Origin of the sequence: Brevibacterium sp. FAM 24630 (assembly GCF_049804075.1) — a bacterium.
Taxonomy (GTDB): Bacteria; Actinomycetota; Actinomycetes; order Actinomycetales; family Brevibacteriaceae; genus Brevibacterium.
Window position 1 is genome coordinate 122,172 of record NZ_JBNBZD010000003.1, and the last position, 23,703, is coordinate 145,874.

Below are 23,703 nucleotides of genomic sequence, written 5' to 3' on the forward strand. Positions count from 1 at the left end.
CCCATCCCGAAGACGAGGTGACCTCGGTCTCAGGTGAGCCCTACCGAGAGGTAGGCGCGTTCGGCAGGGTCGGTGGTCAGGTCGAGGGCGCGCCGACGCGCCGTGGCCGCCTCGTCAGTGCGGCCGAGGCGGGTCAGCAGATGAGCCCGCAGCACCCAGGCCGGTTGGAAAGCCGAAAGGCGTGGTGAGTCGGCATCGAGTGCGTCGAGCGCCATCAGTCCCGTCTCGGGGCCGTCGACCTCCGCGAGGACGGCCGCCCGGGAGACCGAGCCGCCGAGGCTCGGCGCGACCTGCGCGAGGTCGTCGTGGAGGCGCAGCAGCATCGGCCAATCCGTGGACCCGGTGCGGATTCCTGCCATATGGAGGAGTTGGATGGCCGCCTCGAGTCCGAATCGGCCGATGTGTCCGCAGCGGTGGACCTCGACGAGGTGGCGCTCGCCGGCCTCGGTGAGTGTTTGGTCCCAGAAGTTGGGGTCCTGACAGGAGAGGGGAACGAATCGCCCGTCACCGCTGCGTCGGGCGGGGAAGCGAGCGGCAGAGAGGTGGATGAGGGCGGCCAGTCCGTGGGATTCGCCGTCGCCAGGGCACAGCTGCGCCACGAGACGGGATAGGTACAGGGCCTCGCCGATCATGCCGTCTCGCGGCTGGGCCGCCGCATGAGTCCATTCGATGGCGAAGGCTCCGTAGATCGTCTCGTGCACATCGGGCAGACGGGACTCGAGGTCGAGGCGGTCGGGACTGCCGAAGGCGACGCCGAGACCGGCAACCCGCTTCTTCGCCCTGGTCAGACGGGCAGAGACGGTGGCGGCCGGCAGGGCCATGGCCGCGGCGATCTGCTTCGCCGTCATTCCCATCACCGCCGAGAGCATGAGCAGCGGCCTGGCGGCCGCGTCGATGTCCGGATGCGCGCAGGCGGCGAGGAGTTCGAGGCGCTGATCGGGCAGAGCGTAGGGGGCAAGATCGGCGGAATCGGCGCTCGCAGAATCAATGCTCGAAGGATAGGAACCGAGGCGGCCCGTCGCCCGGTCGATATGCGCACCACCCTGGTCGATCCGGTCGATCGTCTCCTCGTCGAGGGCGGTCGCGGTCCGGGCGGCCGCAGACTTCCATACGTCCCGGCGAGCATTGAGCGCCACCCGGTAGAGCCACCCTTCGGGATTGTCGGGCGGCCCCTGGGCCCGCCACGCGGTGACGGCACGTTCGAGCGCGGTGGCCAGTGCATCCTCGGCGCCGGCGATGTCTCCGTCGGCGGCCGCGATGAGCGCGATGATCCTGCCCCAGCCGTCCTGGGACAGGTTCATCGCCCACTCGGCAGGATCGGTGATCTCTGCGGGCTCGGTCATCGCGGCGAGGAGTTCAGGACGACTGGTCCGGTCGGGACGGGCAGTCGCCCGATCGGGCCGGCCCGTCACCCGGTCGGGTCCAGGTGCCGTCGACGAACGAAGTCGCCGCGGGTCGGATCTCGATCGTGCCGTAGCTCGTGCCGGGGAATTTCTCGGCCCAAGTCAGGGCCGCCTCGATGTCGGGAACGTCGATGACGACGACCCCGGCCAGAGCCTCTTTCGCCGCGGCGAAGGGCCCATCCTCGATGACGACCTCTCCGGTCCTCCGGGTCACGGTCTTCGTCTCGGAGTGGGGTGCGAGCATCTCCCAGGCGACGAATACTCCGGCCGAGGTCAGGGCCTGGCCGAAGTCGTCCATGAGGCGCATCATCTCCTGGAAGTCCTCTTCGGTGGGGGCGGGGCCGTCGACTCCGGGCTCGGGGGCGTGGAAGATCAGTGAGTAGCGCATGGTTCGCTCCGTTCTGTGTGCGGCGACCGGATTTCGGTCGCTCACAGAGAAGACGATCGAATCGACGTCGATTCAACACCGTGCTCAGAATTCTTCCACGAATTCCTTCCGCCGAGGCGGTTCGGCCCGGCCGGGTGCTCAGACGAGTCCGGTGTAGACCGATCCGGGGTTGAAGATGTTGTCAGGATCGAGGGCCTGTTTGATCCGGTGGTTGAGCTCCATGACGTCCTCGCCGAGGTAGGGCGCGAGCCATGGGGCTTTGAGCCGGCCGACGCCGTGCTCACCGGTGATGGTGCCGCCGAGGCCGGTCGCCAGGTCCATGACTTCGCCGTAGGCGATGCGCGCGCGCTCCTGCTGCGCCTCATCCTTCGGGTCGAGCACGAGCAGGGGGTGCGTGTTGCCGTCGCCGGCGTGGGCGATGACGGCGATCGTGACCTCACGCTCGGCCGAGATCTTCTCGATGCCGAGGACCAGGTCGCCGAGCTTCGGCAGCGGGACTCCGACGTCCTCGAGCAGCAGAGCGCCCTTCTTCTCCACGGCCGGAATCGCGATGCGGCGGGCCGTGACGAAGGCTTCGCCCTCATCGGGGTCGGCGGTGAGGTAGCACTCGGAGGCGGCGTTGGAGTTGCAGATCTCTTCGATGAGCGCCGCCTGCACGCTCGAATGCTCTCCGGGTTCGTCGGATTGGATGACGAGCATGCCCTCGGCCTCCCGGTCGAGACCCATCTTCAGTTCGTCCTCGACGGCGTTGATCGACGGCTTGTCCATGAACTCGAGCATCGACGGCCGCATGGCCTTCGCGATGTCGAGCACGGCCTGCGTGGCATCGGCGAGCTTGCCGAACATCGCGACGACGGTCGTCGGGGGCAGCTGGGCGGGAATGAGTCGCAGGGTCACCTCGGTGATGATGCCCAGGGTTCCTTCGGAGCCGACGAAGAGCTTCGTCAGCGGCAGACCCGCGACGTCCTTGAGCCTGGGTCCACCGAGATTTACGGCCCGCCCATCGGCGAGCACCACCGTCATGCCCAGCACATAGTCCGTGGTCACGCCGTATTTCACGCAGCACAGACCGCCGGCGTTCGTGGCGATGTTGCCGCCGATCGAGCAGAACTCGAAGGACGAGGGATCCGGCGGGTACCACAGGCCGTGTTCGGCGGCGGCGGCCTTCACCTCGGCGTTGAAGGCACCCGGCTGGACGACGGCCATGCGCGTGATCGGATCGATGCTGATCTCGCGCATCTGATCCAGTGAGAGGACGATTCCGCCGGCGATCGCGGAGCTGCCTCCGGACAGTCCGGAACCGGCGCCGCGGGGCACGATCGGCACCTTCGCCTCGGCGGCGATGCGCACGACCTGCTGCACCTCCTCGGTGGAGGACACTCGGACGACGGCCAGCGGTACGCCGGCATCAGGATCGTTCGCTCGATCCCAGCGATAGGCGTCCATCGAGTCGGGATCGGTGATGACGGCCGAGGCCGGCAGGGCTGAGGTGAGGGAGGAGACAACGTCCATGTTGTGATCGAGCCTTTCGAGCGGAGTTCGGCACCCGGAATTCGCTTCCGACGTTACCAGGATCACTGTCGTTCTCGGCGCGGAGGTCAAGGTGCGGACCGGGCGGGTCCGCATCGTGCCGAGAGTGCTCGTGAAGGGCCCTTCCGCAGCTCGTCGCGGCGTAGGCTGAACCCATGACCGTCGCCCCCGATCAGCTGCCCGCCGCCTGCGTGCTCGGGACCGTGCCCGGCACCGGGCTCGAGGGGGCGCGGATCCGCATCGTCGATCTCGATGCGACAGGTGCACAGATCGGTCGGATCGAACTCGCCGAGGCGGCCCTGCCCGAGTTCGTCCGTGACCGTGAGAACCCGGCCGGAAACGCCGCTGTCGGCCCCGACGGGTCCGGCGCCGACGGGGCGGATCAGCGCACACCCCCGCCGAGATGGGTCTTCAGCGACACCCCGAAGTGGTACCCGCCGCTGCTGGCGGCCGGGGTGAGCATCGAACGCTGCCACGATCTGCGACTGGCTCATGCGATCCTCGCCCGCTCCGAACTCGTCACCGCCGCCGAGCCGCTCCGTGCCGCCGAGGATTGGGACGCCGCGCCCACCGGCGCCGAGGACGGTGAGGAGGCCGCCGCGCTCTTCGAGGTCGACGCCGGCCGCGGCCGTGTCCCGCAGGTGCCGCACGACCTTGAGGCGGCCCTGGCCGAGTTCGCCCGCCAGACCGCCGCCGTCGACAGCGCAGGCGATCCGGGTCGGCTGCGTCTGCTGCTGGCCGCGGAATCGGCCGGAGGGCTCGTCGCCGCGGAGATGCGAGCGGCCGGGGTGCCCTGGGACGAGGCCGAGCACGACCGGATCCTCACTGAGCTCCTCGGGCCCCGGCCGATCCGTGATGGGAAACCCGCGAAGATGCTGGCGAAGGCCGATCAGGTCCGTGCCGCGCTCGAGGACCCGCGGGTCAACCTCGACTCCCCGAACCGGCTGCTGTCCTCCCTGCACAATGCCGGCATCAACGTCGCCTCGACTTCGAAATGGGAGCTGAGCGGCAGCGAGCATCCGGCGATCGCACCTCTGCTCGAATACAAGAAGATGGCGCGGCTGCTGAGCGCCAACGGCTGGCATTGGCTCGATGAGTGGGTGGATGAGGGTCGCTATCGGCCGGTCTATGTGCCCGGCGGCGTCGTCACCGGTCGTTGGGCGGCCAGTGGGGGAGGAGCTCTGCAGATTCCGCGGCAGCTGCGCCCGGCCCTGCGCGCCGACCACGGATGGCGTCTCGTCTCCGCCGACGTCGCTCAGCTCGAACCCCGTGCGCTCGCCGCCATGTCCGGGGACCGGGCGATGGCCGCGGCCGGGTTCGGCAAAGACCTGTACTCCGGGCTCGTCGATGCCGGAGTCGTGGCCACGCGGCAGGAGGCGAAGATCGCGGTGCTCGGTGCCATGTACGGTTCGACGACCGGTGAGGCGGGTGCCTTGGTGCCTCGCCTGCGTACGAATTTCCCCGCCGCGATGCATCTCGTCGATTCCGCCGCCGAGGTGGGAGTGCGTGGGGGAGTCGTGTCCACCTGGTTGGGGCGGACCTCCCCGCCGCCGAGCGAGGGCTGGCAGCGCCTGCAGAAGGCCGCGAACCGCTTCGACGCCACCGGCGTCGATGAACAGCGGGCCCGCCGGGCCGCCGGTGACCAGGGACGGTTCACCCGCAACTTCGTCGTCCAGGGCACCGCCGCCGAATGGGCGCTGGCCTGGCTCGCCGATCTGCGGCTGCGTTTGGCCCGGCTGCCCGCAATCGACGGAGACAGCGACGGGTCGGGATCGACCCGTCGGTCGGTTGTCGAACCGGTTGCCTCGGAACCGGCGGCGGCCTCGGGACCGGTGTTCTCACGCCGCGCCCACCTTGTCTTCTTCCTCCACGATGAGGTCATCGTCCACGCCCCGGCCGAGCAGGCCGAACGGGCGGCGGAGGAGATCAGGGCGGCGGCCGCCTCGGCGGGTCGACTGCTCTTCGGTGATGCCCCCGTCGATTTCCCTCTCGAGTTGAACATCGGGCAGCGCGCGATCAAGGACTGAGTCGGTTCGAAGACCGAGTTGGGACGAGGACTGAGCCGGTGGGAGCCCGATTCGAGCACTGAGTGCGAACTGAAAGATCAGCGCCGATGCATGGAATAGACTGCGGGCGTCAGGCGCTGGACGATGGGGCCCAGTTTCGCATATCCGAACAAGGAGAGCACATGAGCATCAGCGTCAAGGCACTGCAGAAGACCGGGCCGGACCAGCCGTTTTCCGTCACGACCATCCAGCGGCGCGACCCGCGTCCCGACGACGTCGTCATCGACATCAGGGCCGCGGGCATCTGCCACAGCGACATCCACACCATCCGCAACGAATGGGGTGAGGCGAACTTCCCGCTGACCGTCGGCCATGAGATCGCCGGCGTCGTCGAAGCCGTCGGCTCCGAGGTCACAGGGTGGAAGGTCGGCGACCGTGTGGGAGTCGGCTGCATGGTCGACTCCTGCGGCGAATGCGAGGAGTGCCGGGCCGGCCAGGAGCAGAACTGCTTCACGGGCAGTGTCGGCACCTACAACGTCGAAGACGTCGACGGCACGATCACGCAGGGCGGTTACGCTCAGAAGGTCGTCGTCAACGAACGCTTCGTGTGCCGCATTCCCGATTCCCTCGACTTCGACGTCGCCGCCCCGCTGCTGTGCGCGGGCATCACCACCTACCAGCCGCTGGCCCGGTGGGGCGCCGGTGAGAAGAAGAACGGCGCACCCAAGCAGGTCGCTGTCGTCGGGCTCGGCGGGCTCGGCCACATGGGTGTGCAGATCGCCGCGGCCATGGGCGCCGAGGTGACCGTTCTCTCACGCACGCTCAACAAGGAAGCCGATGCGCTCGCCCTCGGTGCGAAGCGGATGCTCGCCACCACCGAGGACGGCTTCTTCCGCCGGCACAACGGCGAATTCGACCTCATCCTCAACACGATCAGCGCCGACATCCCCGTCGACCGCTACCTCCACCTGCTGGGGCCGCGTGGAGTCATGGCCGTCGTCGGACTGCCGCCGGAGAAGCAGAAGCTGTCCTTCGGTTCGATCATCGGCGGGGCCAAGGTGCTCGCCGGATCGAACATCGGCGGCATCGCCGAGACCCAGGAGATGCTCGACTTCTGCGCCGAGCACGGCATCGCCGCGAAGATCGAGACGATCCCCGTCACCGAGGCGGACGCCGCCTACGACAGGGTCGTGGCCGGAGATGTGCGCTTCCGCGTCGTCATCGACACCGCGAGCTTCGACGATGTCGAAGCAGTCTGAGCGAAGTCATCTGAGTCGAGGTCGCTGAACAGTGGTGAGGGGGTGGGTTCGATGACAGGGTCGAAGAGGCGGGTGCGGACCGTGCCCTTGGCGCTGCTCATCCTCTACACGATCTTCATCGGCCTCGTCACGCTCACCCCGAACCAGCTCGACACGGGTTCCGGTTCATTCATCGCCCGACTGCTCGAGTTCCTCGCCTCTCACCCGGTGACGGCGTGGATCGACTACGACATCCTCGAGAAGCTCGCGAACGTCGGCATGTTCGTTCCCTTCGGTCTGCTCGTCGCGCTCCAGTGCGGACGCAGCCGCTGGTGGGTCGGCTGGGTCACGGGGATCGCCTTCACCTGCCTCATCGAAGGCACGCAGGCGACCCTGCTCTCGCCCACCCGCTTCGCCACGATCAGCGACCTCGTGACGAACAGCCTCGGTGCCGGGATCGGCGCGCTGCTCGGGCTCATCGTCATGACCATCTGGCCGCCGAGGTGGGACGACGAACCCATCGATCACGAGGTCCGTTGAGGACGTTCCAACCCCATCGTTCACGAGATCCGTTGACCGCTCTCCAAGGATTCGGCCGTATGTTGGACGGTGATGACAGATCGTGATCAGCGCACCGTCGGTGCGCCGCTGGCCCTTCTCGTTCTCTACACCCTCTTCATCGCCGCCATCACGCTGACCCCGCAGCAGATGGGCACCGGCCCGGACACCCTCATCGGGTACGCACTCGACCTCTTCGCCGCTCACCGGGAGACGGCCTGGCTGACCTACGAACGGGTCGAGAAGCTCGGCAATGTGGCGATGATCATTCCCTTCGGCTTCCTTGCCGCCCTGCATTTCGGGCGCAGCCGCTGGTGGTTCGGGTTCCTCTTCGGTGCGGGCTTCAGCGCCGCCATCGAGATCTTCCAGGGCACCGTGCTCACGCAGACCCGGTTCGCCACGCTCAGCGACCTCGTCACGAACACGATCGGCGCGGGCATCGGCGCGCTCCTCGGCCTGTGCTGCATGGCCGTATGGCCGAAGCGGAGGGCGCGAAGTGATTCAGGCCGGGAGCTCGCGGCCGTCTAGGGAGTATGCCGGATATCGGATCTCCCCCAGTCGTTCTCCGGATTCTCAGCCGTTCTCCGGAGCCTCGAGGGCCGCGATGCACAGACCGAGCGCCTCGGTGACCATCGTCCGCGTCTCTTCGTCGAGTGGCGAGACCATCCGGTCCGAGATCGCCTCGACTCGCGACGCCGCCCGGTCGAGCAGCCTTTCGCCCGCCGGGGTGAGACGCGTGGGCAGGACACGACCGGAGTCGGCCTTCACCGGGCGGGTGACGAGTTCGCGGTCCTGCATTCCGCGCAGAAGAGTGTTCATCGTCTGCCGGGTGACGAAGGCGCCGCGGGCAAGCTCGGAATTCGACGCTCCCGGCCGCCTGCGCAGCTGCTCGAGGCAGTTGTACTGCGGCGTGGTCAGCCCCAGCGGTCGCAGCGTCTCGTCCATCCGAGACCGCAGCGCCGTCTGCAGGTGCTTGAGCTGATAGCCGAGGTGGGATTCGAGCGCCACCGGTGCCGCATCGTTCGTCCGCCCATCAGTGTCCGTCTCCACATCGTGACTCTCTGAACCTTGACCCATGTAAGTATTCTGACATACATTTGCTGATGTCAGGATGCTGACATTCAACGAATATGGAGTTCCGTCAAGCGGCGGGGTGCCGAAAGAGCAGGGAGAACGTCATGAATGCGTCAGCCAGCACTGAGTCAGCCAGCACTGAATCAGGCAATCCGGAGTCAGTCAGAGCAGGGTCGGCCGGCACGGGGTCGGTCGGCGCAGTGAGCGGTCCGGACTTCATCGCCGTGCAGGTGCGCGATGTCGAAGCGGCCGCCGAGTTCTACGAATCGAAGCTCGGACTCACTCGCGCCCCATCCGCACCTCCCGGAGCGGTCGTGTTCACCACCTCGCCGATCCCCTTCGCGGTGCGCGAACCGCTGCCCGGCGTCGATCTCGATTCCGGGGACCGTCCGGGGAACGGGGTAGCGTTGTGGCTGAGATGTGAAGATGCGCGCGCTCTCCATGACTCCCTCGCCGAGGCAGGGGTCGAGATCCTCCGCGCGCCGGCCCCCAGCCCCTTCGGTCTCACCTTCACGATCGCCGACCTCGACGGCTACGCGGTGACGTTCCACGACGCAGGGTGAGGGCAGCTCGCCCGTGTGCGCCGAGAGTCCGATCAGGCCTCGTCGGCAAGGTCCGCCGACGAGGTCTGTGAGTATCGCGGCCACCAGCAGTACACCCGGTCGGCGTATTCGCGGTATTCGTCGCCGAAGCGCTCATACAGGTCGGCCTCCTCGTGGGGGCGGATGAGCCAGTTCCACAGCAGCGAGCCGACGAGTGCGTAGACGACGACGAGCCATGAGCCGATGAGCACACCCATCGACACGCCTTGGACGATGCCCGCGATGGCCATCGGGTTGCGGACGAAGGAGTAGGGTCCGCGGGTGACCAGGTGGTTGGCCATCTGTCCGGGCAATGGGGTTCCGGAGCCGAAGTTCGCGATCGCGCGGGCCGACCACACTCCGATGACGCTGGAGAACGCGAGCAGAGCGAAGCCGAGGACGGCCACCAGGATCGGGAACTTGTAGGCGAGGCCCCATCGGTCCTCGAAGCTGTTGATGATCAGGGGGATGATGACGAGGAAGACGCTCCAGAAGATGACGACCTGGATCGTGGTGCGCACGAGCAGGTGGGAGCGCACGCGGGTGTGCGAACTGTGGAAGGCGAAGGGGCCGATGAGGAGCTTCTCGGACGGGATGCGGCCGTAGAGCATGAGGGCGCCGGCGAGCACGCTGCCGAGCGCGGCGAGGATCATGAGTACGGCACCGAGTCCCGCCTCGGTGGTGGCGGTCGCGTAGATGATCATGCCGAGGGCGACGAGCACACTCCAGCCCGTGGCGATCCACACGGCCCAGCGGAAGTTGAGCGCGGCCAGGGCCGAGCCGATGACGAAGAGCGGGATGTCGACGATGGCGATGATCAGCGGGTCGATTCCGCCCAGCGTCGCCGTCTGCACGGCGGGGATCGTCGCGGTGCCCAGCCACCACGCGGCCCCCGCGAGGGCCTGGAGCGCGAAGTACATGCGACCGTGGAAGATGCGCAGCCGCTTCTTCGGTTTGTTCACCTCGGTGACATGGCGGTTCATGCGATCACCGTCCCGCGGAAGCACACGGTCGTGGCGCCGCCGACCCAGATCTCATCGTCGTCTCGGGTGATCGAGATGACCCCGGCGCGGCCGAGCGCGGTGCCCTGAGTGGCCGTATAGGAGTCCGGGGCGAGGCCGGCGCCGATGAGCCACTGCGCGACGGAAGCATTGAGGCTGCCGGTGACGGGGTCTTCGGCGACGCCGACGCCGGGGACGAAGGCGCGGATCTCATATTCGTGCGCCGAGGCGGCCGGATGGGAGCCGAGGACACCGAGCTTGGCATCGGGGACCGCCGAGAAGTCGGGGGACAGAGCGAGCACCTGTTCGGCGCTGCGCAGCCGCACGGCCGCCCAGCCGGGGCCGTTGTCGACCCACTGATGATCGAGGATGTTGCCGCGATCGACGCCGAGGGCCGCTGCGATCTGCGCCACGTACGCTTCGTCGAGCTCACCGGTGCGCAGGCGTTCGGGAGCGGCGAAGGCGAGGGTGGGGCCGCCTCGGCGAATGTCGACGAGTCCGGCACCGCATTCCTGGACGATTCGGCCCTCCTGCTTGGGTGTGCCTCCGGCGTCGAGCCAGGCCGCGGCCGAACCGAGGGTGGGGTGGCCGGCGAAGGGCAGTTCCCGGTGCGGAGTGAAGATCCGCAGGCGGTAGTCAGCGGCGGGGTCCGTGGGGGAGAGGACGAAAGTGGTCTCGGACAGGTTCGTCCAATTGGCGATCCGCGCCATCTGCTCGTCATCGAGGTCATCGGACTCGAGAATGACGGCAACGGGATTGCCGCGGTAGGCAACTGCGGAGAAGACGTCGACCTGGGCGAATGGGCGGTTCTGGGACAATGACACTCCTTCGGAGACGTGGCGCACGCAGCGAACGGGGGATCGTGCGGCCACTTCTCTCAGTGTAGAGGCCCGGGGCGAGTCCACGGACCGCCGCACCGTGGCACGGGCGCGTCGGTTCCACTATGTGGCGCCCGTCGGTCCGCAGGTCGCCACCTCGGTGCCGGTCCGCCGGTCGCCACCTCGGTGTCGGTGCCGGTGCGCGGTCGACGGGACTGGGCGCGCGATTGCATAATGAGGCATGGTCAAAGGTGCTTCAGTAGGGGGCCGACCGCCCCACATCGGTGTGATCGGCGGCGGGTTCATGGGGCGCGTCCACAGTCGGGCAGCGCGTGCGGCCGGGGCCGTGCTCGACACCGTCGCCACGTCCGGGCCCACCGGCAGCGCCCGGGCGGCTGCCGAACTCGGGTTCGCGGATTCCGCATCTGTCGACGAACTCATCGACCGGTCTCTCGACATCGTCCACGTGTGCACTCCCAACGATGTCCACGCCGAACAGTCGCTGCGGGCGCTCGATGCCGGTTCCGCGATCATCTGCGAGAAGCCGTTGGCGACCGATTCGCCATCTGCCCGGGCCGTGCTCGCTCGCGCCGAGGAGCAGGGACTGGCCGGGACCGTCCCCTTCGTCTACCGCTTCCATCCGATGGTCCGCGAGGCTCGTGCCCGCTTTCGCGCCGGTGGAGCCGGCCGGCTGCTCACCGTCGACGCCGGGTATCTGCAGGACTGGCTGCTCGGCGCCGACGATGAGAACTGGCGCGTCGAATCGGCCCGCGGCGGACCCTCACGTGCGTTCGCGGACATCGGCTCCCACCTCGTCGACCTCATCGAGTTCATCGTCGACGACCGCATCTCGTCCCTGGTGGCGACGACACGGACCGTCCACCCTCGCCGAGGCGGGGCCTCCGTGGCGACGGAAGACACCGTGGCCGTCACCGCCGAATTCGCTGGTGGAGCCATCGGCACGCTGCTCGTGTCCCAGTTGGCACCGGGACGGAAGAATTCGCTCACCGTCGAGATCGCCGGCACCGAGGCGAGCCTCCGGTTCGACCAGGAGCAGCCGGAACGTCTGTGGTGGGGACGCCGAGACGAGAGTCGCCTCCTTGTCCGTGATCCCGAAACGATGCACGCCGATGCCGCGAGACTGTGTGCGGTCCCGGCCGGCCACGCGCAGGGATATCAGGACGCCTTCAACTCCTTCGTCGCCGACTCCTACTCGTACTTCGCCGGCGGTGATCCGGAGGGACTGCCCACACTCCGCGACGGAGTCCGCGCGGTGCTCGTGACAGAAGCGGTCCTGAAATCGGTGTCGACCCGAGCCTGGGTCGACGTCGAAGCGGTGTGAGGGTCGTTCGTTCCCGGGCCGCCACCGCGGTTGAACCCGGGCCATCACCGCGGTTGAGTGAGACCTGAGGACGTCGCACAGGCTCGATTCGTAGACTGAGCCGCTATGGACTTCAAGCAGGCAACGGCGACGTGGTGGGACGCGATCACCTCGGGATTCGGGCGCCAGGACGGACTCGAGCTCGACGTGGTCGGGCTCGTCCTCGTCATCGGACTGCCCCTCCTCGTGACGCTGACCCCGGGCATCTGGCGCTTCTTCGGTCTTTTCGTCACCTTCGTCCACGAACTCGGCCACGCATTTGCCGCCCTCACCACCGGACGCGTGGTGAAGGGGATCTCGCTGAATTTCGATCATTCGGGGCAGATGAACTCCTTCGGCCGAGTCGGCTTCTCAGCCACCTGGGCGGGGTTCTGGGGATATCCGGCACCGGGCGTTCTCGGTCTCGTCCTCATCACCTCGGCGGTCTTCGGGTGGGCCCCGCTGGCGCTGTCGGTGGGGGCGTTGATTCTGCTCGTGGCGCTCCTCTTCATCCGGAACTTCGCGGGTGCGATCATCGCCGTGATCACCGCGATCGCGGCCCAGCTCGTCGTCGTAGTCCTGCCGCTCGAATGGATCGCTGTCTTCGTCGCCGCGCTCGGCACCGCGCTGACGGTCGGTTCGCTCAGGGACCTCGTCAAGATCATCCGCGTCCATACCCGCCGCCGACGCGTGCAGCAGTCCGATGCCTATATCCTCGCCCAGGATTCGCGACTGCCGGCCGGTGCCTGGCTGACTCTGTTCGCGCTGGTCATCATCGTGTGCGCGCTCGCCTCCGCGCGCATTCTGTACACGGCGGTATCGATCGGGTCGCTGTGACCTGACGGACCGGTCGCTCGGGTCGCTGCGGTTGACCATGTGCGCGGCATGGGGCCGTGTTCTCATGTCCGTGGCGGATGGCAGAATCGAACCATGGCAGCTCACCCGAAATTCTCCGCCGTTCTCTTCGACTGCGATGGGGTCCTCGTCGACTCCGAAAGCATCACCAACGGTGTTCTGCATGCCATGCTCGTCGAACTCGGCTGGCAGCTGACCGCCGAGGAGTGCATCGCCCGGTTCGTCGGGAAGATGCTCCGCGACGAGGCCGACATCATCGAGGAACACACCGGATTCCGGATCGACGATGAGTGGATGACTGAATTCCGTCGGCGCCGCAACGCGGGGCTCGAGGCCTCACTCCAAGCGATCCCGGGAGTCGTGGAAACGGTGCACCGCCTCGCTGAGTCCTATCCGAACAGGATCGCGTGCGCATCGGGCGCAGACCGTCCGAAGATCGAACTTCAGCTGCGGAAGGTCGGACTCTTCGATGCGTTCGGCGGCCGGATCTTCTCCGGCATGGAGCAGCCGAACTCGAAGCCGTCCCCCGACGTCTACCTCGCGGCTGCCGAATCCTTGGGCATCGACCCCGCCGAGGCTGCCGTGATCGAAGATTCGCCCACCGGAGTGATGGCCGGTGTTGCGGCAGGATCCCGTGTGCTCGGGTTCTGCCCGGATTCGCCGGTCCATCACAGCGTCGATACGCTGCTGGCCGTCGGAGCGGCCGAGACGTTCGCAACGATGGGCGATCTGCCGGGCCTGCTCCTGGAGTAGCCGCGAGGACGCCGCAGGAGCATGACCCAACGGCTGAAGGGGCAAGGGCTGAGCCTCGTGTCCGCTTTCGAGAAGTGTCGGGTTCAGCGCCGTTTGTCTTCGAACAAACGTCTGCAAATAGCAATCAAAAATAGATCACTTCGGTTTGTAATCGAATTGTGACATTCATTGATCTGGTTCTGAAGTAGAATAGAGCCAAGGCATTCACATCGACGTGAAGGGCGGCGAGACCGATGAAGGATCCCCAGGATCCGAGCAACGACGGTCTTGAGCCTGCCTCAAACGATTCTTCGAACGAGTCCTCGAGTGACCCTTCGATCGAAGGCTCCAATGGCTCCTCCATTGAGCCGTCTTCCCTAACGGCCCCGTCTTCCCCTCCGCCGCTGGTCGGCCCCGAATCACCGCGTCGCCTCGATGTCGACCCTGACTCGCCCATGGCCGTGGTTGCGAGCATCGCACGACTGAGCACCGGAGCACGCATCGCAGAACTCCAGGCCGTCGCCGGTCTCTTCCTCGCCGAGGTCGTCGATCGGCTCCGCTATGCTCCCGAGGGCGAGATCTACCACCACGCCACCTTCACCGAGACGGTGGACCGCTTCATCACTGCCCGCGACGGGGAGCCGAAAGACGCACCCTCCGAGCCCGACGGTGATGAGCCAGAAAGCGACGAGTCCGACAACGCTGAGGCGCACGGCGTCGATCCCAGCGCCGTCGGCAACGTCGAGTCCGACAGTGCTGGGTCCGGAAACGTCGAGAGCGACGGTGCGGAGCCAGACGACGCTGAGGCGACCGAAGTCGAGCCCACCGCGGCTGCCTCGCCGAAGCAGCTTCCGAATTTCCCGAAGTTCCAGCTCTACCGGTCGTTCAATTCGTGGGCGCACGAATTCGCCGCAAAAGAAGAAGTCGCCGAACTGACTGCAGTCCTCGGCGCGACGATCGAGGGTGCATACAACGAGATCACGAACGCTCTCACTCTGGTCTTCGGACTGCCGAAGTTCCTCGACCGCTGCCTCAACGGAGAGTTCACTATCGAGCATGTGCTCGTCGCGGCACGGGCCGTGAAGGACGTCGAGTTCGAGTACGTCCCGCGTCTCGACACCTACCTCGGACAGCGTCGCGCCGACATCACCATCGAAACCTTCAGGAAGTCCCTGAACCTCAAGATAGCGTCTCTCGTTCCGGTCGAGGATCGTCTCGAAGTCGCGGCGAGGCGTCGTCGTGTGGACATCACGACCTACGCCGACGGAACCGCTTCGGTGATGCTGTCGGGCCCTGCCGTGGAACTGCAGGCTTTCTTCCTGCGCATCGAGGCGTTCGCGCGCGCCATCCGCAACGGAAACATCTCCGCGTTCACCGATCAGGATGTGTCCGGAATCGATGTCGGCGAGCAGGACAGCATCGCCGCCCTGATGTTCGACATCGCCACGCGAGCGACCCCGCAGATGGTCATCGCCGTGACAGCTCATGACACAACGACCGGAGAGACCTCCACGAAAGAGGTCGCTCTCGACTCCATCGAGACCGGCGACCGCAAAGCCCCCATCTCGGCCGGCGCGGTCGACCGCGCAGCTCGGGCGGCCACACAGGAAGCCGAAGAATCGGCAGGAGCCGGCGTCGAGGTGAGGTCGATCATCAAACTCGCCATGCCCACCCACGGACAATGGGTGCGTGAGCAGGCGAAGATGATGGTGACGGTTCCCTATCTCACCGCAGTCGGCCGCTCGGGGCTTCCGGGAATGTTTTCGGACGGTGCTCCCGTGCCCGCCGATGCTGCGAAAGCTCTGGCCGGCGACAGTCCCACCTGGCATCGGATACTCACCGACCCGGCGACCGGCACCCCGATCGACGCGCGCTCGAAGAGCTACTACATCCCGGCGGATGTCCGCGCTCCGCTGACCGGGAAGTGGCAGTCATGTTCTGTGCCGGGGTGCACCCGTCGCGCCGAGACCTCGGAAATCGACCACATCATCCCGTTCGACCACGACGATCCCGTACGAGGCGGCCAGACGACGTTCGACAATCTCCACCCACTGTGTCGGACTCATCATCAGCTCAAGACCGACCGCAAGTTCTCCATCCGCACGACCGCAGCTGGGGCCGTGGAGTATGCCTTCGCTCATGATGTCGTCACGACAATTCACCCGCCGGATAACCCGATCAACGCCGAGCACGCATGGCAGGTGGAGAACTATGACCAATTGCCGGACCGGCTGGCGGTCGACGAAGAGCCCGCCCCCGAAGCAGGGGACCGGTGCGACTTCGACGACCTGTCCGGCTTCGGTGGCTGGGCGGGTGGCGGTAGGGTCACCCCGTTCGAGGCTGACTCTGCCTGCACCGCGCGCACAGGTTCCCCGCCCAGCACTGATACCCCGCGCACGGGCGCCCCGCCCGGCACGGACACCTCGCGCAAGGACACCTCGCTCAGTATGGACAGCCCGCTCAGCACGGGCGCAGGGGATGAGTGGGCCGACCGCACGGACGGCGGCGAGGGATCGGTCCTGCGTTACACCTCGGAGACCGGCACTGCTTCGGAGACCGACACTGGGGCGACCGCCGGCGGAGACCGGCGAAGTTCGAAGGCTCGCCGGTCACGGGAAGCGCAGGAGTCGATCTGGACCGTGAGCTGGGATCCGGAGAACCCGCCGCCGTTCTGACCCACCCCGCGCTGTTACGACCGACCCCGTGTTCTTCCGACCGACCCCGCGCCGAGGTTCTGGCAGGGACAGGGATCAGCCCTTGTCTTCCTCCTCGATCAGCCGACGCACGTCATCCTGAGTCTTGACCTCGCCCTTCTTCGCCGCCTCGATGACCTTCTCGTGCTGTGCATCGGTGACGACCGGAATCTCTTCACCGTTGCAATCGACGATCTTGCCGTCCTTGACGGTGTCGCCCTCGGTGAGGATGGCCTCGTTGTCGATCAGCCGCTGCAGCTCCTCCTGGCGGATGACCCGTCCGGTGCCCGCCACGAAGACCGACCGATCCGTTCGATCCTTCGACTTCACACCGATGTGGTTGAAGACGAGGTTGAGCAGCACCGCCATGAGCGTCGCCGAGGAGATTCCCGAGTGCAGGATGATGCCGACCCACGAGGGGAAGGAAGTGTAGAAATCGGGCTCGACGACCGGGATGATTCCGAAGGCCAGGGACACTGCGACGATGATCATATTGAGGTTGCCCTCATAATCGACCTTCGCGAGAGTGCGGATGCCTGAAGCGGCGACCGTGCCGAAGAGGACGATGCCAGCGCCGCCGAGCACCGGGGTCGGCACCGCCGCGACAACTCCGCCCATCACCGGCAACAGGCCGAGGATGACGAGGATGGCACCACCGGCGGTGACCACGAAACGCGACTTCACACCGGTGATCGCCACCAGCCCGACATTCTGAGCGAACGCCGACTGAGTGAAGGAGTTGAAGACCGGCGACACCGCCGAAGACAGCATGTCGGCACGCAGACCCGAGGCGATGCGCTTCGAGTCGACCTTGGTCCGCACGATCTCGCCGACCGCGATGATATCCGCGGTCGTCTCGGCGAACGTGACGATGACGACGATGAACATCGAGATGATCGCGGCGGCCGAAAATGTTGGCATACCAAACGCGAAAGGCTGCGGGAAGGCAAAGATTCCGCGATCGAGCACGTGTGAGAAGTCGGCCCACCCGAAGATGAGGCAGCCGATGGTGCCGAGAACGATCGCCAACAGGATCGACAGGCGCGAGACCATCGCCACCGGGATGCGGCTGAGGACGAGCACGATGGCCAAGGTGACCACTGCGATGAGGATATTGCGCATGCTGCCGTAATCGGCGGCCTCCGCGTCACCGCCCATCGCCCAGCCCGCGGCCACGGGCATGAGCGACAGACCGATCGTCGTGATGACCGTGCCGGTCACCACCGGCGGGAAGAACTTCACGATGAGCGCGAAGGCGGGTGCGACGACGAGGCCGATCACCGAGGCGACCAGGACCGAACCGAACACCGCGGGCAGACCGTCGCCACCCGCGAGGATCGACGTCATCGTGGCCACACCGGCGAACGAAACGCCCTGGACCAGCGGCAGCTGGGAGCCGAAGAAGGGCACGCCCACCGACTGCAGGATCGTCGCCAGACCGCCCATGAACAGGCACGAAGCGATGAGCACGCTGATGCCGTTGCCATCGAGGCCGGCGGCGTTTCCGATGATGAGCGGAACAGCGATGATTCCGCCGTACATGGTCAGCACATGCTGCAGGCCGTAGGCGAAGGAGCTGCCGACCGGAAGCCGTTCGTCCTCGGGACGATGCGACTGGGATTTGGCCGCCGATGCGCGGCCATTCTTAGGTGAGTGTTGGGATACCGACATCTATCTCTCCGTTGAGTTGTCCTCGAACGCTTACTGCTCCGCCCCGCGCCGAACCGATTGGTATTCCAGTTTCTGGACGGCAAGGTCGGTGTGGAGCTCCACTGTGACCGAGGAATCGGTTTCAGAATTCCGAAGTGCGAAACAAGATTTCCTTATCGCAAAACTCTAAAGGAATACCATTCGACGCGCAATACGTTTTCGTGACGTGCGGCACATGCTAGAGTCTCGCTCGTCGGTGTATTCGTCAAACGGCAACCTACTGATCGTTCGCTCAGTTCGGTGGCTCCGGATCATCGTACAGGCGAGTCGAACGGTCCGCACAGCCGGGTCGTTCGGACTCTCTGCACGATCGGGTCACAGCGCTGATGCGTCTGATCGTGGGTTCGGACGGCGCAGATGAACCGTGAGATCGGTATCTGCGGGCCAGTGATCGAGAGATCGGAGGGCCGAGACATCGGACGGCGGAGCAGCAGACGCCGGAAAACCTGAGCTGGTGGCGTCGACCCCCAGCGTTGTCGTCACTCATCACGGGCCATGCAGTGAGAACCGCAGGCCGAGCTTCGAGCTCCGAAAGGCGACGACATGACAGGCGATATGACACACGACATGACAGGCAGCGAGCGCGCGAACGCCGGTGGCCACACCGGAGACCCGACAGCGCGACTGTGGCTGCGCGATCCCTTGGCCGTCCACCTCGGTGCCGGTGTCGATCCTGATCGAGCGGCCCGCGGCATCGTCATCGACCGGTCCACGGGCACCATCGTCGAACTCGTGCCCGCCGGTGGGGAGCCGAGCGGTGGTGAGCCCAGCGATGCGGCTGGCTTCCGCGGCGAGGTCATCGACGCCTCCGCACACGTCATCACACCCGGGCTCATCAACACCCACCACCACTTCTACCAAACGCTGACCCGCGCCTGGGCGCCCGTGGCGGATCTGCCCCTCTTCGGATGGCTGCAGAACCTCTATCCGGTGTGGGCCCGGCTGACCCCGCGCGCCCTCGAACTCGCCACGACCGTGGCCATGGCAGAGCTCCTCGAATCCGGATGCACGACCGCCGCCGACCACCACTACCTGTTCCCGACGGGCATGGACGACGCCATCGACGTCCAAGTCGACGTCGTCCGCAGGCTCGGCATGCGCGCCATGCTCACCCGCGGCTCGATGTCACGGGGGGAGAAGGACGGCGGACTGCCGCCGCAGCAGACCGTCCAAGACGCCGAGGTGATCCTCGCCGACTCCCGCCGCCTCGTCGAGAGCTACCACGAACGCGGCGACGGAGCGCAGATCCAGATCGCCTTCGCCCCCTGCTCCCCGTTCTCCGTGACCACCGAACTCATGCGCGAGTCCGCGACTCTGGCCGCCGAACTCGACGTCCGCCTCCACACCCATCTGGCCGAGACCATCGACGAAGAGGACTTCTGCCGCGAGACCTTCGGCATGCGCACCGTCGACTACCTCGAATCCGTGGGCTGGCTCGGCGATCGGGCCTGGCTGGCCCACGGAGTGCACTTCGACGAGGAGGAGATCCGCCGCCTCGGCGCCGCCGGGGCTTCCGTCGCCCACTGCCCGACCTCGAACATGCGCCTGGCCTCGGGCATCGCCCGCGCCGTCGAACTCGAAGACGCCGGCGTCAACGTCGGCCTCGGCGTCGACGGATCCGCCTCGAACGATGCCTCGAACCTCATCCGCGAAGTCCGGCAGGCCCTCTACGTCCAACGTCTGCGCTACGGCACCGAGGCGGTCACCTGCGACCGGGCCCTCGACTGGGCGACGAAGGGCTCGGCTGCTGCGCTCGGTCGCGGAGACATCGGGACCATCGAGGTGGGCAGGCGGGCCGATCTCGCGATGTTCCGCCTCGACGGGCTGGCGTTCTCCGGATCTCACGACCCGATCCCCGCGCTCGTCCTCTGCGGAGCGGAGAAGGCCGACCGGGTGATGGTCGACGGCCGGTGGCGAGTCATCGACGGCAACGCCATCGGCGCCGACGGGGTCGAACTCGACAAAGCGGCCCTCATCGCCGCACATCGGCAGGAAGCGCACCGCCTCGTGGCGGGCTGATCTGTCAGGTGGCGGCCGCCTCGGCGATCAGTCCTCGGGTCTGCGGAACACCTCGCGCAGGTGATCGCCGGTGAGGAAGTCGCCGACGCCGATCATGACGAGGCTGAACACGATCTGCTCGGTGATCATCCACACCGGATAGAGGCCGGGGATCGCGGCCATGACGAGGGTGATGACGGGGAAGATCTGCGTGAACAGGCGCAGCCGCTGATAGCCCCAGTAGAGGCCCTTCGTCGCTCGCCAGAAGAAGTAGAACAGCGTCGCGGTCATGCCGAGGACGACGACGGTGCGCATCCACACGGCGAAGGGCACCGGCTCGCCGGCACGGGCGATGATGATCGCATAGACCACGGCACCGAAGCCGAGGGCGAGCTCGAACGCGAGCAGCCAGGTGATCCAGGAGAAGGCGCGTTTCGTCTTCGGCTGCTCGAGGCCCTCGGGCGCCACGACGATGCCCGCCTTGCTGCCTCCGGCGATGCGATCGATCTTCGAGAATACGTTCTCCATAGCCATGCGCTCAGGCTAACCCGACGGATGCCCTGCGATGCGCCGATTCGAGCGTCGAGAGGGTGTGAGGACAAACATCAATCGAAAGTTGGATTCCGAGTTCAATCCTGCGGGTCAGGAAACCGCGCCCGCGAATTGATGAAGTGGAAGCATGAAGAAGATATTCAACGCAGCATTCACGTACATGATCATCGGAGTCCTCGCCGGACTGTTCTACCGCGAGTTCACCAAGGCCAACGACTTCCCCGAAGGCGAGTTCACCCAGCTCGCCGTCGTCCACACTCACCTGCTCACACTCGGGTTCATCGTCCTCCTCATCGTCCTCGCCCTGGACAAGGTGTTCGGTCTGTCGGGATCGAAGCTCTTCTCATGGTTCTTCGTCACCTACAACATCGGCGTCGTGCTCACCGCGGGCATGATGGTCTGGCACGGATCGCTGACCGTCCTCGGCGAAGAATCCAACGCTATGATCGCCGGCATCGCGGGACTCGGCCACATCGCGCTGTCCGTCAGCCTCGTCCTGTTCTTCCTCGCTCTGCGCAAGAAGGTCGTCGCCGACACGGCCGCGATCGGACACGCAGACACGGCGGCGATCGCGAACTGAGCCGATCCTCGCCCGTGCTGAGTGGGTGACAATGGTGCCATGAGCACTGTGCGGATCCTCGTCATCGAACACGAACACGGCACCGGACCCGAACGTTTCGGACGGTGGCTGGAAGACGCTGGCGCCGAGGTGGTCGTGACCCGGCCGTACCTCGGCGAGGTGATCCCCGCGGTCGGCTCCTTCGACGCCCTCATCGTCCTCGGCGGATCCGCCGGACCGCTCGAAGACGCTGAGAACCCGTGGTTCCCCGAGGTCAGGCGACTGCTGGAGCGCTCGATCGGCGGGGAGTTCCCGAGCCTGAATATCTGCCTCGGCGGGGAGATGCTCGCCGTCGCCGGTCGTGCCCCCATCACTCGGCGGGCGCACCCGCAGATCGGGATCTACGAACTTGCGGCCACCCCGGCCGGGAAATCGGACCCCGTGTTCGGGTCACTGTCCGAGAGTCGGCTGCCGGCCGTGCTCTTCCACCAGGAGGAGATGGCACTGCCCGACGGTGCGGAACTCCTCGTCACCGGATCGGACGCCCCGGTCCAAGCCTTCCGCCTCGGCGAATTCGCCTGGGGCACGCAGTTCCACCCGGAGACCGATGCCGGACAGATCACCCGCTGGCTCGACGGAGACGATCTCGCGCTGCCGGCAGGGAAGACCGAGGATTCGATCATCGCCGAGGTCGCCGACCACGACGAGGAACTCAAAGAGACCGGCCGGGCCCTGGCGCATTCGTTCGTCGCATTCCTCGCCGCTGAGCGACCCTGAATCCGCGTCGTCCGGCGCAAGCCCTGCCATCTTCATGAAGAAGCGAATTGTGAAAACCCTGTGAGCTGACCGCTTTTCCTGGGCGAAAGCTGACAGTCTCCTCTTCGGTTGTTAGGTTGATCACGGGTGCCGGTCCCGGACCAACCCTCCGGACGAAACGCAATCTCGCGCCCGCAGGTATGACTTCCATAACTGAACATCTCGCCCATTCCGCCCCCGCGGTGGACCTCAACGCCGCCGGAGTCGATGAGGCCATCGAATCCTTCCTCGGGCCCGCGGCACAGACCTTCAGCAACATCGTATTCTTCGAGCTGGAGATCGGCGATCTCGGCATCCCGCTCATCGTCGTGTGGCTCATGGCCGCCGCCGTCTTCCTCACCGTCTACCTGCGCTTCCAGCCGATCACCGGTCTGCGCTACTCCATCGGCATTATCCGCGGCCGGTTCACCCGCAAGACCGACCCGGGTGAGGTCTCGAGCTTCCAGGCCCTGGCCACCGAACTCTCGGGCACCGTGGGACTGGGCAACATCGCCGGTGTGGCCGTGGCGATCACGATCGGCGGGCCCGGTGCCGCCCTGTGGATCATCATCTTCGGCTTCTTCGCGATGACCGTGAAGATGGCCGAAGCCACCCTCGGTGTGAAGTACCGGCAGATCAACGACGACGGCAGCGTCTCCGGCGGTCCCATGTACTACCTGCGGGCAGGCATGGCCGAGATCGGCCGACCCAAGCTCGGCAAGTTCCTCGCCGTGTTCTATGCCCTGACGGCTGTGCTCGGCGTCATCGGCGCCGGCAACCTGTTCCAGGCGAACCAGGCTGCCGCGATCCTCGTCCAGGCCACCGGCGGCGACTCGAGCTTCTTCGCCGACAAACTCTGGCTCATCGGAGCGATCATCGCCGCACTCACCGCCCTGGTCATCCTCGGCGGGATCAAGAAGATCGGCCAGTGGACCTCGAAGCTGACCCCGCTCATGGCGATCCTCTACTTCGTGTCCGTCATCGTCATCCTCGTCCTCAACGCCGGTCAGATCCCGCACGCCTTCGGCCTCATGGTCACCGGTGCCTTCAGCCCCAGCGGCGTCGCAGGCGGCGCCGTGGGCGTCGCCATCGTCGGCATCCAGCGGGCCCTGTTCTCCAATGCCGCGGGCATCGGTTCGGCCGGTATGGCGCACGCAGCCTCGAAGACGACGAAGCCGGCGACCGAAGGCTTCGTGGCGATGTGGGAGCCGCTCATCGACTCCGTCATCATCTGCACCCTGACCTCGCTGGCGATCATCACCACCGGTCTCTACAGCGAAAGCACCGAGGACGGCATCGGCCTGACGGCCGAGGCCTTCGGCACGGTGTCGAGCTGGTTCCCGATCCTGCTCACCATCGCCGTCGTGCTCTTCGCGTTCTCGACGATCCTCGCCTACGGCTACTACGGCCAGCAGGCCCTGGGGTATCTCACCGGCAACTCGAAGAAGGCCGACAAGGCGTATCAGATCTTCTGGATCGTCGCCGTCATCATCGGCGCCTCGATGTCGCTGGACTCGGTCATCGCCTTCTCCGACGCGATCTTCTTCCTCATGGCCTTCCCCAACCTGCTCGGCATCTACTTCCTGGCCCGCATCCTCCGCCTCGAGGTCCTGCGGCTGCGCACGAAGATCGACGCGGGGGTCCTCCGAGAGGTCACCCCCGTGGAGCTGCAGGTCGGGATGGGCGATCACGAACCGACCCCGGAGCAGATCAGAGCCGCCGAGGCGGGACGCAGACGCAAGCGCGACAAGCTGCGTGAGGTCCGCGATACGCTGCGTCGGAAGAAGCAGGAACGCGAGAAGGCCGCGGACTGAGTCCGCGGCCTTCGGGCCCTGACCGACCGTGCCCCACC

General features: G+C 66.4%; 21 protein-coding genes. 13 read left to right on the forward strand and 8 right to left on the reverse strand.

The window, feature by feature from the left end; all coding sequences use genetic code 11:
* Positions 1-29: 29 nt before the first annotated feature.
* The 3 genes from ACPUD7_RS03455 to ACPUD7_RS03465 form a co-directional block, all read right to left on the reverse strand.
* Positions 30-1,343 carry an RNA polymerase sigma factor gene (locus tag ACPUD7_RS03455; RefSeq protein WP_205683285.1) on the reverse strand — a complete coding sequence of 438 codons (1,314 nt, stop codon included), beginning with the start codon at positions 1,341-1,343 and terminating at the stop codon, positions 30-32.
* 13 nt (positions 1,344-1,356) lie between these two features.
* Positions 1,357-1,791, reverse strand: coding sequence for a YciI family protein (locus ACPUD7_RS03460; protein ID WP_135537640.1), 435 nt, complete (start codon positions 1,789-1,791; stop codon positions 1,357-1,359).
* A gap of 138 nt (positions 1,792-1,929) precedes the next feature.
* Positions 1,930-3,303 carry an FAD-binding oxidoreductase gene (locus ACPUD7_RS03465; protein WP_425119137.1) on the reverse strand — a complete coding sequence of 458 codons (1,374 nt, stop codon included), beginning with the start codon at positions 3,301-3,303 and terminating at the stop codon, positions 1,930-1,932.
* A gap of 173 nt (positions 3,304-3,476) precedes the next feature.
* Here ACPUD7_RS03465 and ACPUD7_RS03470 point away from each other — a divergent pair, with 173 nt between their 5' ends.
* The 4 genes from ACPUD7_RS03470 (at position 3,477) to ACPUD7_RS03485 (ending at position 7,651) form a co-directional block, all read left to right on the forward strand.
* On the forward strand, positions 3,477-5,348 hold the full coding sequence (locus tag ACPUD7_RS03470) for a bifunctional 3'-5' exonuclease/DNA polymerase (RefSeq protein WP_425119138.1): 1,872 nt from the start codon (positions 3,477-3,479) through the stop codon (positions 5,346-5,348).
* Between the two features lie 161 nt (positions 5,349-5,509).
* Positions 5,510-6,586, forward strand: coding sequence for an NAD(P)-dependent alcohol dehydrogenase (locus tag ACPUD7_RS03475; protein WP_135537637.1), 1,077 nt, complete (start codon positions 5,510-5,512; stop codon positions 6,584-6,586).
* A gap of 51 nt (positions 6,587-6,637) precedes the next feature.
* Positions 6,638-7,105, forward strand: a complete 468-nt coding sequence (locus ACPUD7_RS03480) for a VanZ family protein (RefSeq protein WP_425119139.1) — start codon at positions 6,638-6,640, stop codon at positions 7,103-7,105.
* A 72-nt stretch (positions 7,106-7,177) separates the two neighbouring features.
* A complete protein-coding gene (locus ACPUD7_RS03485) occupies positions 7,178-7,651 on the forward strand; it encodes a VanZ family protein (RefSeq protein ID WP_425119140.1) in 474 nt (157 codons plus the stop codon).
* A gap of 45 nt (positions 7,652-7,696) precedes the next feature.
* Here ACPUD7_RS03485 and ACPUD7_RS03490 read toward each other — a convergent pair whose 3' ends face one another.
* Positions 7,697-8,200, reverse strand: a complete 504-nt coding sequence (locus ACPUD7_RS03490) for a MarR family winged helix-turn-helix transcriptional regulator (protein WP_135537635.1) — start codon at positions 8,198-8,200, stop codon at positions 7,697-7,699.
* Positions 8,201-8,397: 197 nt separating this feature from the next.
* Here ACPUD7_RS03490 and ACPUD7_RS03495 point away from each other — a divergent pair, with 197 nt between their 5' ends.
* On the forward strand, positions 8,398-8,760 hold the full coding sequence (locus tag ACPUD7_RS03495) for a VOC family protein (RefSeq protein WP_425119141.1): 363 nt from the start codon (positions 8,398-8,400) through the stop codon (positions 8,758-8,760).
* Positions 8,761-8,792: 32 nt separating this feature from the next.
* On the opposite strand, the gene ACPUD7_RS03500 is transcribed toward ACPUD7_RS03495, so the two are convergent.
* Positions 8,793-9,761, reverse strand: coding sequence for a methyltransferase family protein (locus ACPUD7_RS03500; RefSeq protein ID WP_425119142.1), 969 nt, complete (start codon positions 9,759-9,761; stop codon positions 8,793-8,795).
* The gene (locus ACPUD7_RS03505) at positions 9,758-10,597 is read right to left on the reverse strand and encodes a PhzF family phenazine biosynthesis protein (protein ID WP_425119143.1); all 840 of its coding nucleotides are present in this window, start codon (positions 10,595-10,597) and stop codon (positions 9,758-9,760) included. Before ACPUD7_RS03505 ends, ACPUD7_RS03500 begins: the two co-directional genes overlap by 4 nt.
* 241 nt (positions 10,598-10,838) lie before the next feature.
* Between ACPUD7_RS03505 and ACPUD7_RS03510 the strand changes: the two genes are divergently transcribed.
* The 4 genes from ACPUD7_RS03510 to ACPUD7_RS03525 all read left to right on the forward strand — a co-directional run bounded on the left by ACPUD7_RS03510 (position 10,839) and on the right by ACPUD7_RS03525 (position 16,219).
* On the forward strand, positions 10,839-11,939 hold the full coding sequence (locus ACPUD7_RS03510) for a Gfo/Idh/MocA family protein (protein ID WP_425119144.1): 1,101 nt from the start codon (positions 10,839-10,841) through the stop codon (positions 11,937-11,939).
* Positions 11,940-12,044: 105 nt separating this feature from the next.
* The gene (locus ACPUD7_RS03515) at positions 12,045-12,794 is read left to right on the forward strand and encodes a M50 family metallopeptidase (protein WP_135537631.1); all 750 of its coding nucleotides are present in this window, start codon (positions 12,045-12,047) and stop codon (positions 12,792-12,794) included.
* A gap of 93 nt (positions 12,795-12,887) precedes the next feature.
* Positions 12,888-13,565, forward strand: a complete 678-nt coding sequence (locus ACPUD7_RS03520; RefSeq protein ID WP_135537630.1) for an HAD family hydrolase — start codon at positions 12,888-12,890, stop codon at positions 13,563-13,565.
* 440 nt (positions 13,566-14,005) lie between these two features.
* Complete coding sequence (locus ACPUD7_RS03525) at positions 14,006-16,219, forward strand: HNH endonuclease signature motif containing protein (RefSeq protein WP_425119145.1); 2,214 nt, start codon at positions 14,006-14,008, stop codon at positions 16,217-16,219.
* Positions 16,220-16,294: 75 nt separating this feature from the next.
* On the opposite strand, the gene ACPUD7_RS03530 is transcribed toward ACPUD7_RS03525, so the two are convergent.
* Positions 16,295-17,908, reverse strand: a complete 1,614-nt coding sequence (locus ACPUD7_RS03530; RefSeq protein WP_135537628.1) for a nucleobase:cation symporter-2 family protein — start codon at positions 17,906-17,908, stop codon at positions 16,295-16,297.
* A gap of 606 nt (positions 17,909-18,514) precedes the next feature.
* On the opposite strand from ACPUD7_RS03530, the gene ACPUD7_RS03535 reads away from it, so the two are divergent.
* Complete coding sequence (locus ACPUD7_RS03535) at positions 18,515-19,966, forward strand: 8-oxoguanine deaminase (RefSeq protein WP_135537627.1); 1,452 nt, start codon at positions 18,515-18,517, stop codon at positions 19,964-19,966.
* Between the two features lie 27 nt (positions 19,967-19,993).
* Here ACPUD7_RS03535 and ACPUD7_RS03540 read toward each other — a convergent pair whose 3' ends face one another.
* Positions 19,994-20,479, reverse strand: a complete 486-nt coding sequence (locus ACPUD7_RS03540) for a hypothetical protein (protein WP_135537626.1) — start codon at positions 20,477-20,479, stop codon at positions 19,994-19,996.
* 145 nt (positions 20,480-20,624) lie between these two features.
* On the opposite strand from ACPUD7_RS03540, the gene ACPUD7_RS03545 reads away from it, so the two are divergent.
* From ACPUD7_RS03545 to ACPUD7_RS03555, 3 genes are all read left to right on the forward strand, one after another.
* Positions 20,625-21,077: a DUF2871 domain-containing protein gene (locus tag ACPUD7_RS03545; RefSeq protein ID WP_425119146.1), complete on the forward strand. Its 453-nt coding sequence runs from the start codon at positions 20,625-20,627 to the stop codon at positions 21,075-21,077.
* 39 nt (positions 21,078-21,116) lie between these two features.
* Positions 21,117-21,833, forward strand: coding sequence for a type 1 glutamine amidotransferase (locus ACPUD7_RS03550; RefSeq protein WP_425119147.1), 717 nt, complete (start codon positions 21,117-21,119; stop codon positions 21,831-21,833).
* A 179-nt stretch (positions 21,834-22,012) separates the two neighbouring features.
* Positions 22,013-23,665: an alanine/glycine:cation symporter family protein gene (locus ACPUD7_RS03555; protein ID WP_425119148.1), complete on the forward strand. Its 1,653-nt coding sequence runs from the start codon at positions 22,013-22,015 to the stop codon at positions 23,663-23,665.
* Positions 23,666-23,703: the final 38 nt, after the last annotated feature.

Bases quoted from the DNA above. Each gene is read 5' to 3' on its own strand.
- ACPUD7_RS03455 (WP_205683285.1), bottom strand. From the start codon at position 1,343: ATGACCGAGCCCGCAGAGATCACCGATCCTGCCGAGTGGGCGATGAAC.
- ACPUD7_RS03460 (WP_135537640.1), bottom strand. From the start codon at position 1,791: ATGCGCTACTCACTGATCTTCCACGCCCCCGAGCCCGGAGTCGACGGC.
- ACPUD7_RS03465 (WP_425119137.1), bottom strand. From the start codon at position 3,303: ATGGACGTTGTCTCCTCCCTCACCTCAGCCCTGCCGGCCTCGGCCGTC.
- ACPUD7_RS03470 (WP_425119138.1), top strand. From the start codon at position 3,477: ATGACCGTCGCCCCCGATCAGCTGCCCGCCGCCTGCGTGCTCGGGACC.
- ACPUD7_RS03475 (WP_135537637.1), top strand. From the start codon at position 5,510: ATGAGCATCAGCGTCAAGGCACTGCAGAAGACCGGGCCGGACCAGCCG.
- ACPUD7_RS03480 (WP_425119139.1), top strand. From the start codon at position 6,638: ATGACAGGGTCGAAGAGGCGGGTGCGGACCGTGCCCTTGGCGCTGCTC.
- ACPUD7_RS03485 (WP_425119140.1), top strand. From the start codon at position 7,178: ATGACAGATCGTGATCAGCGCACCGTCGGTGCGCCGCTGGCCCTTCTC.
- ACPUD7_RS03490 (WP_135537635.1), bottom strand. From the start codon at position 8,200: ATGGGTCAAGGTTCAGAGAGTCACGATGTGGAGACGGACACTGATGGG.
- ACPUD7_RS03500 (WP_425119142.1), bottom strand. From the start codon at position 9,761: ATGAACCGCCATGTCACCGAGGTGAACAAACCGAAGAAGCGGCTGCGC.
- ACPUD7_RS03510 (WP_425119144.1), top strand. From the start codon at position 10,839: ATGGTCAAAGGTGCTTCAGTAGGGGGCCGACCGCCCCACATCGGTGTG.
- ACPUD7_RS03515 (WP_135537631.1), top strand. From the start codon at position 12,045: ATGGACTTCAAGCAGGCAACGGCGACGTGGTGGGACGCGATCACCTCG.
- ACPUD7_RS03520 (WP_135537630.1), top strand. From the start codon at position 12,888: ATGGCAGCTCACCCGAAATTCTCCGCCGTTCTCTTCGACTGCGATGGG.
- ACPUD7_RS03530 (WP_135537628.1), bottom strand. From the start codon at position 17,908: ATGTCGGTATCCCAACACTCACCTAAGAATGGCCGCGCATCGGCGGCC.
- ACPUD7_RS03535 (WP_135537627.1), top strand. From the start codon at position 18,515: ATGACAGGCAGCGAGCGCGCGAACGCCGGTGGCCACACCGGAGACCCG.
- ACPUD7_RS03540 (WP_135537626.1), bottom strand. From the start codon at position 20,479: ATGGCTATGGAGAACGTATTCTCGAAGATCGATCGCATCGCCGGAGGC.
- ACPUD7_RS03545 (WP_425119146.1), top strand. From the start codon at position 20,625: ATGAAGAAGATATTCAACGCAGCATTCACGTACATGATCATCGGAGTC.
- ACPUD7_RS03550 (WP_425119147.1), top strand. From the start codon at position 21,117: ATGAGCACTGTGCGGATCCTCGTCATCGAACACGAACACGGCACCGGA.
- ACPUD7_RS03555 (WP_425119148.1), top strand. From the start codon at position 22,013: ATGACTTCCATAACTGAACATCTCGCCCATTCCGCCCCCGCGGTGGAC.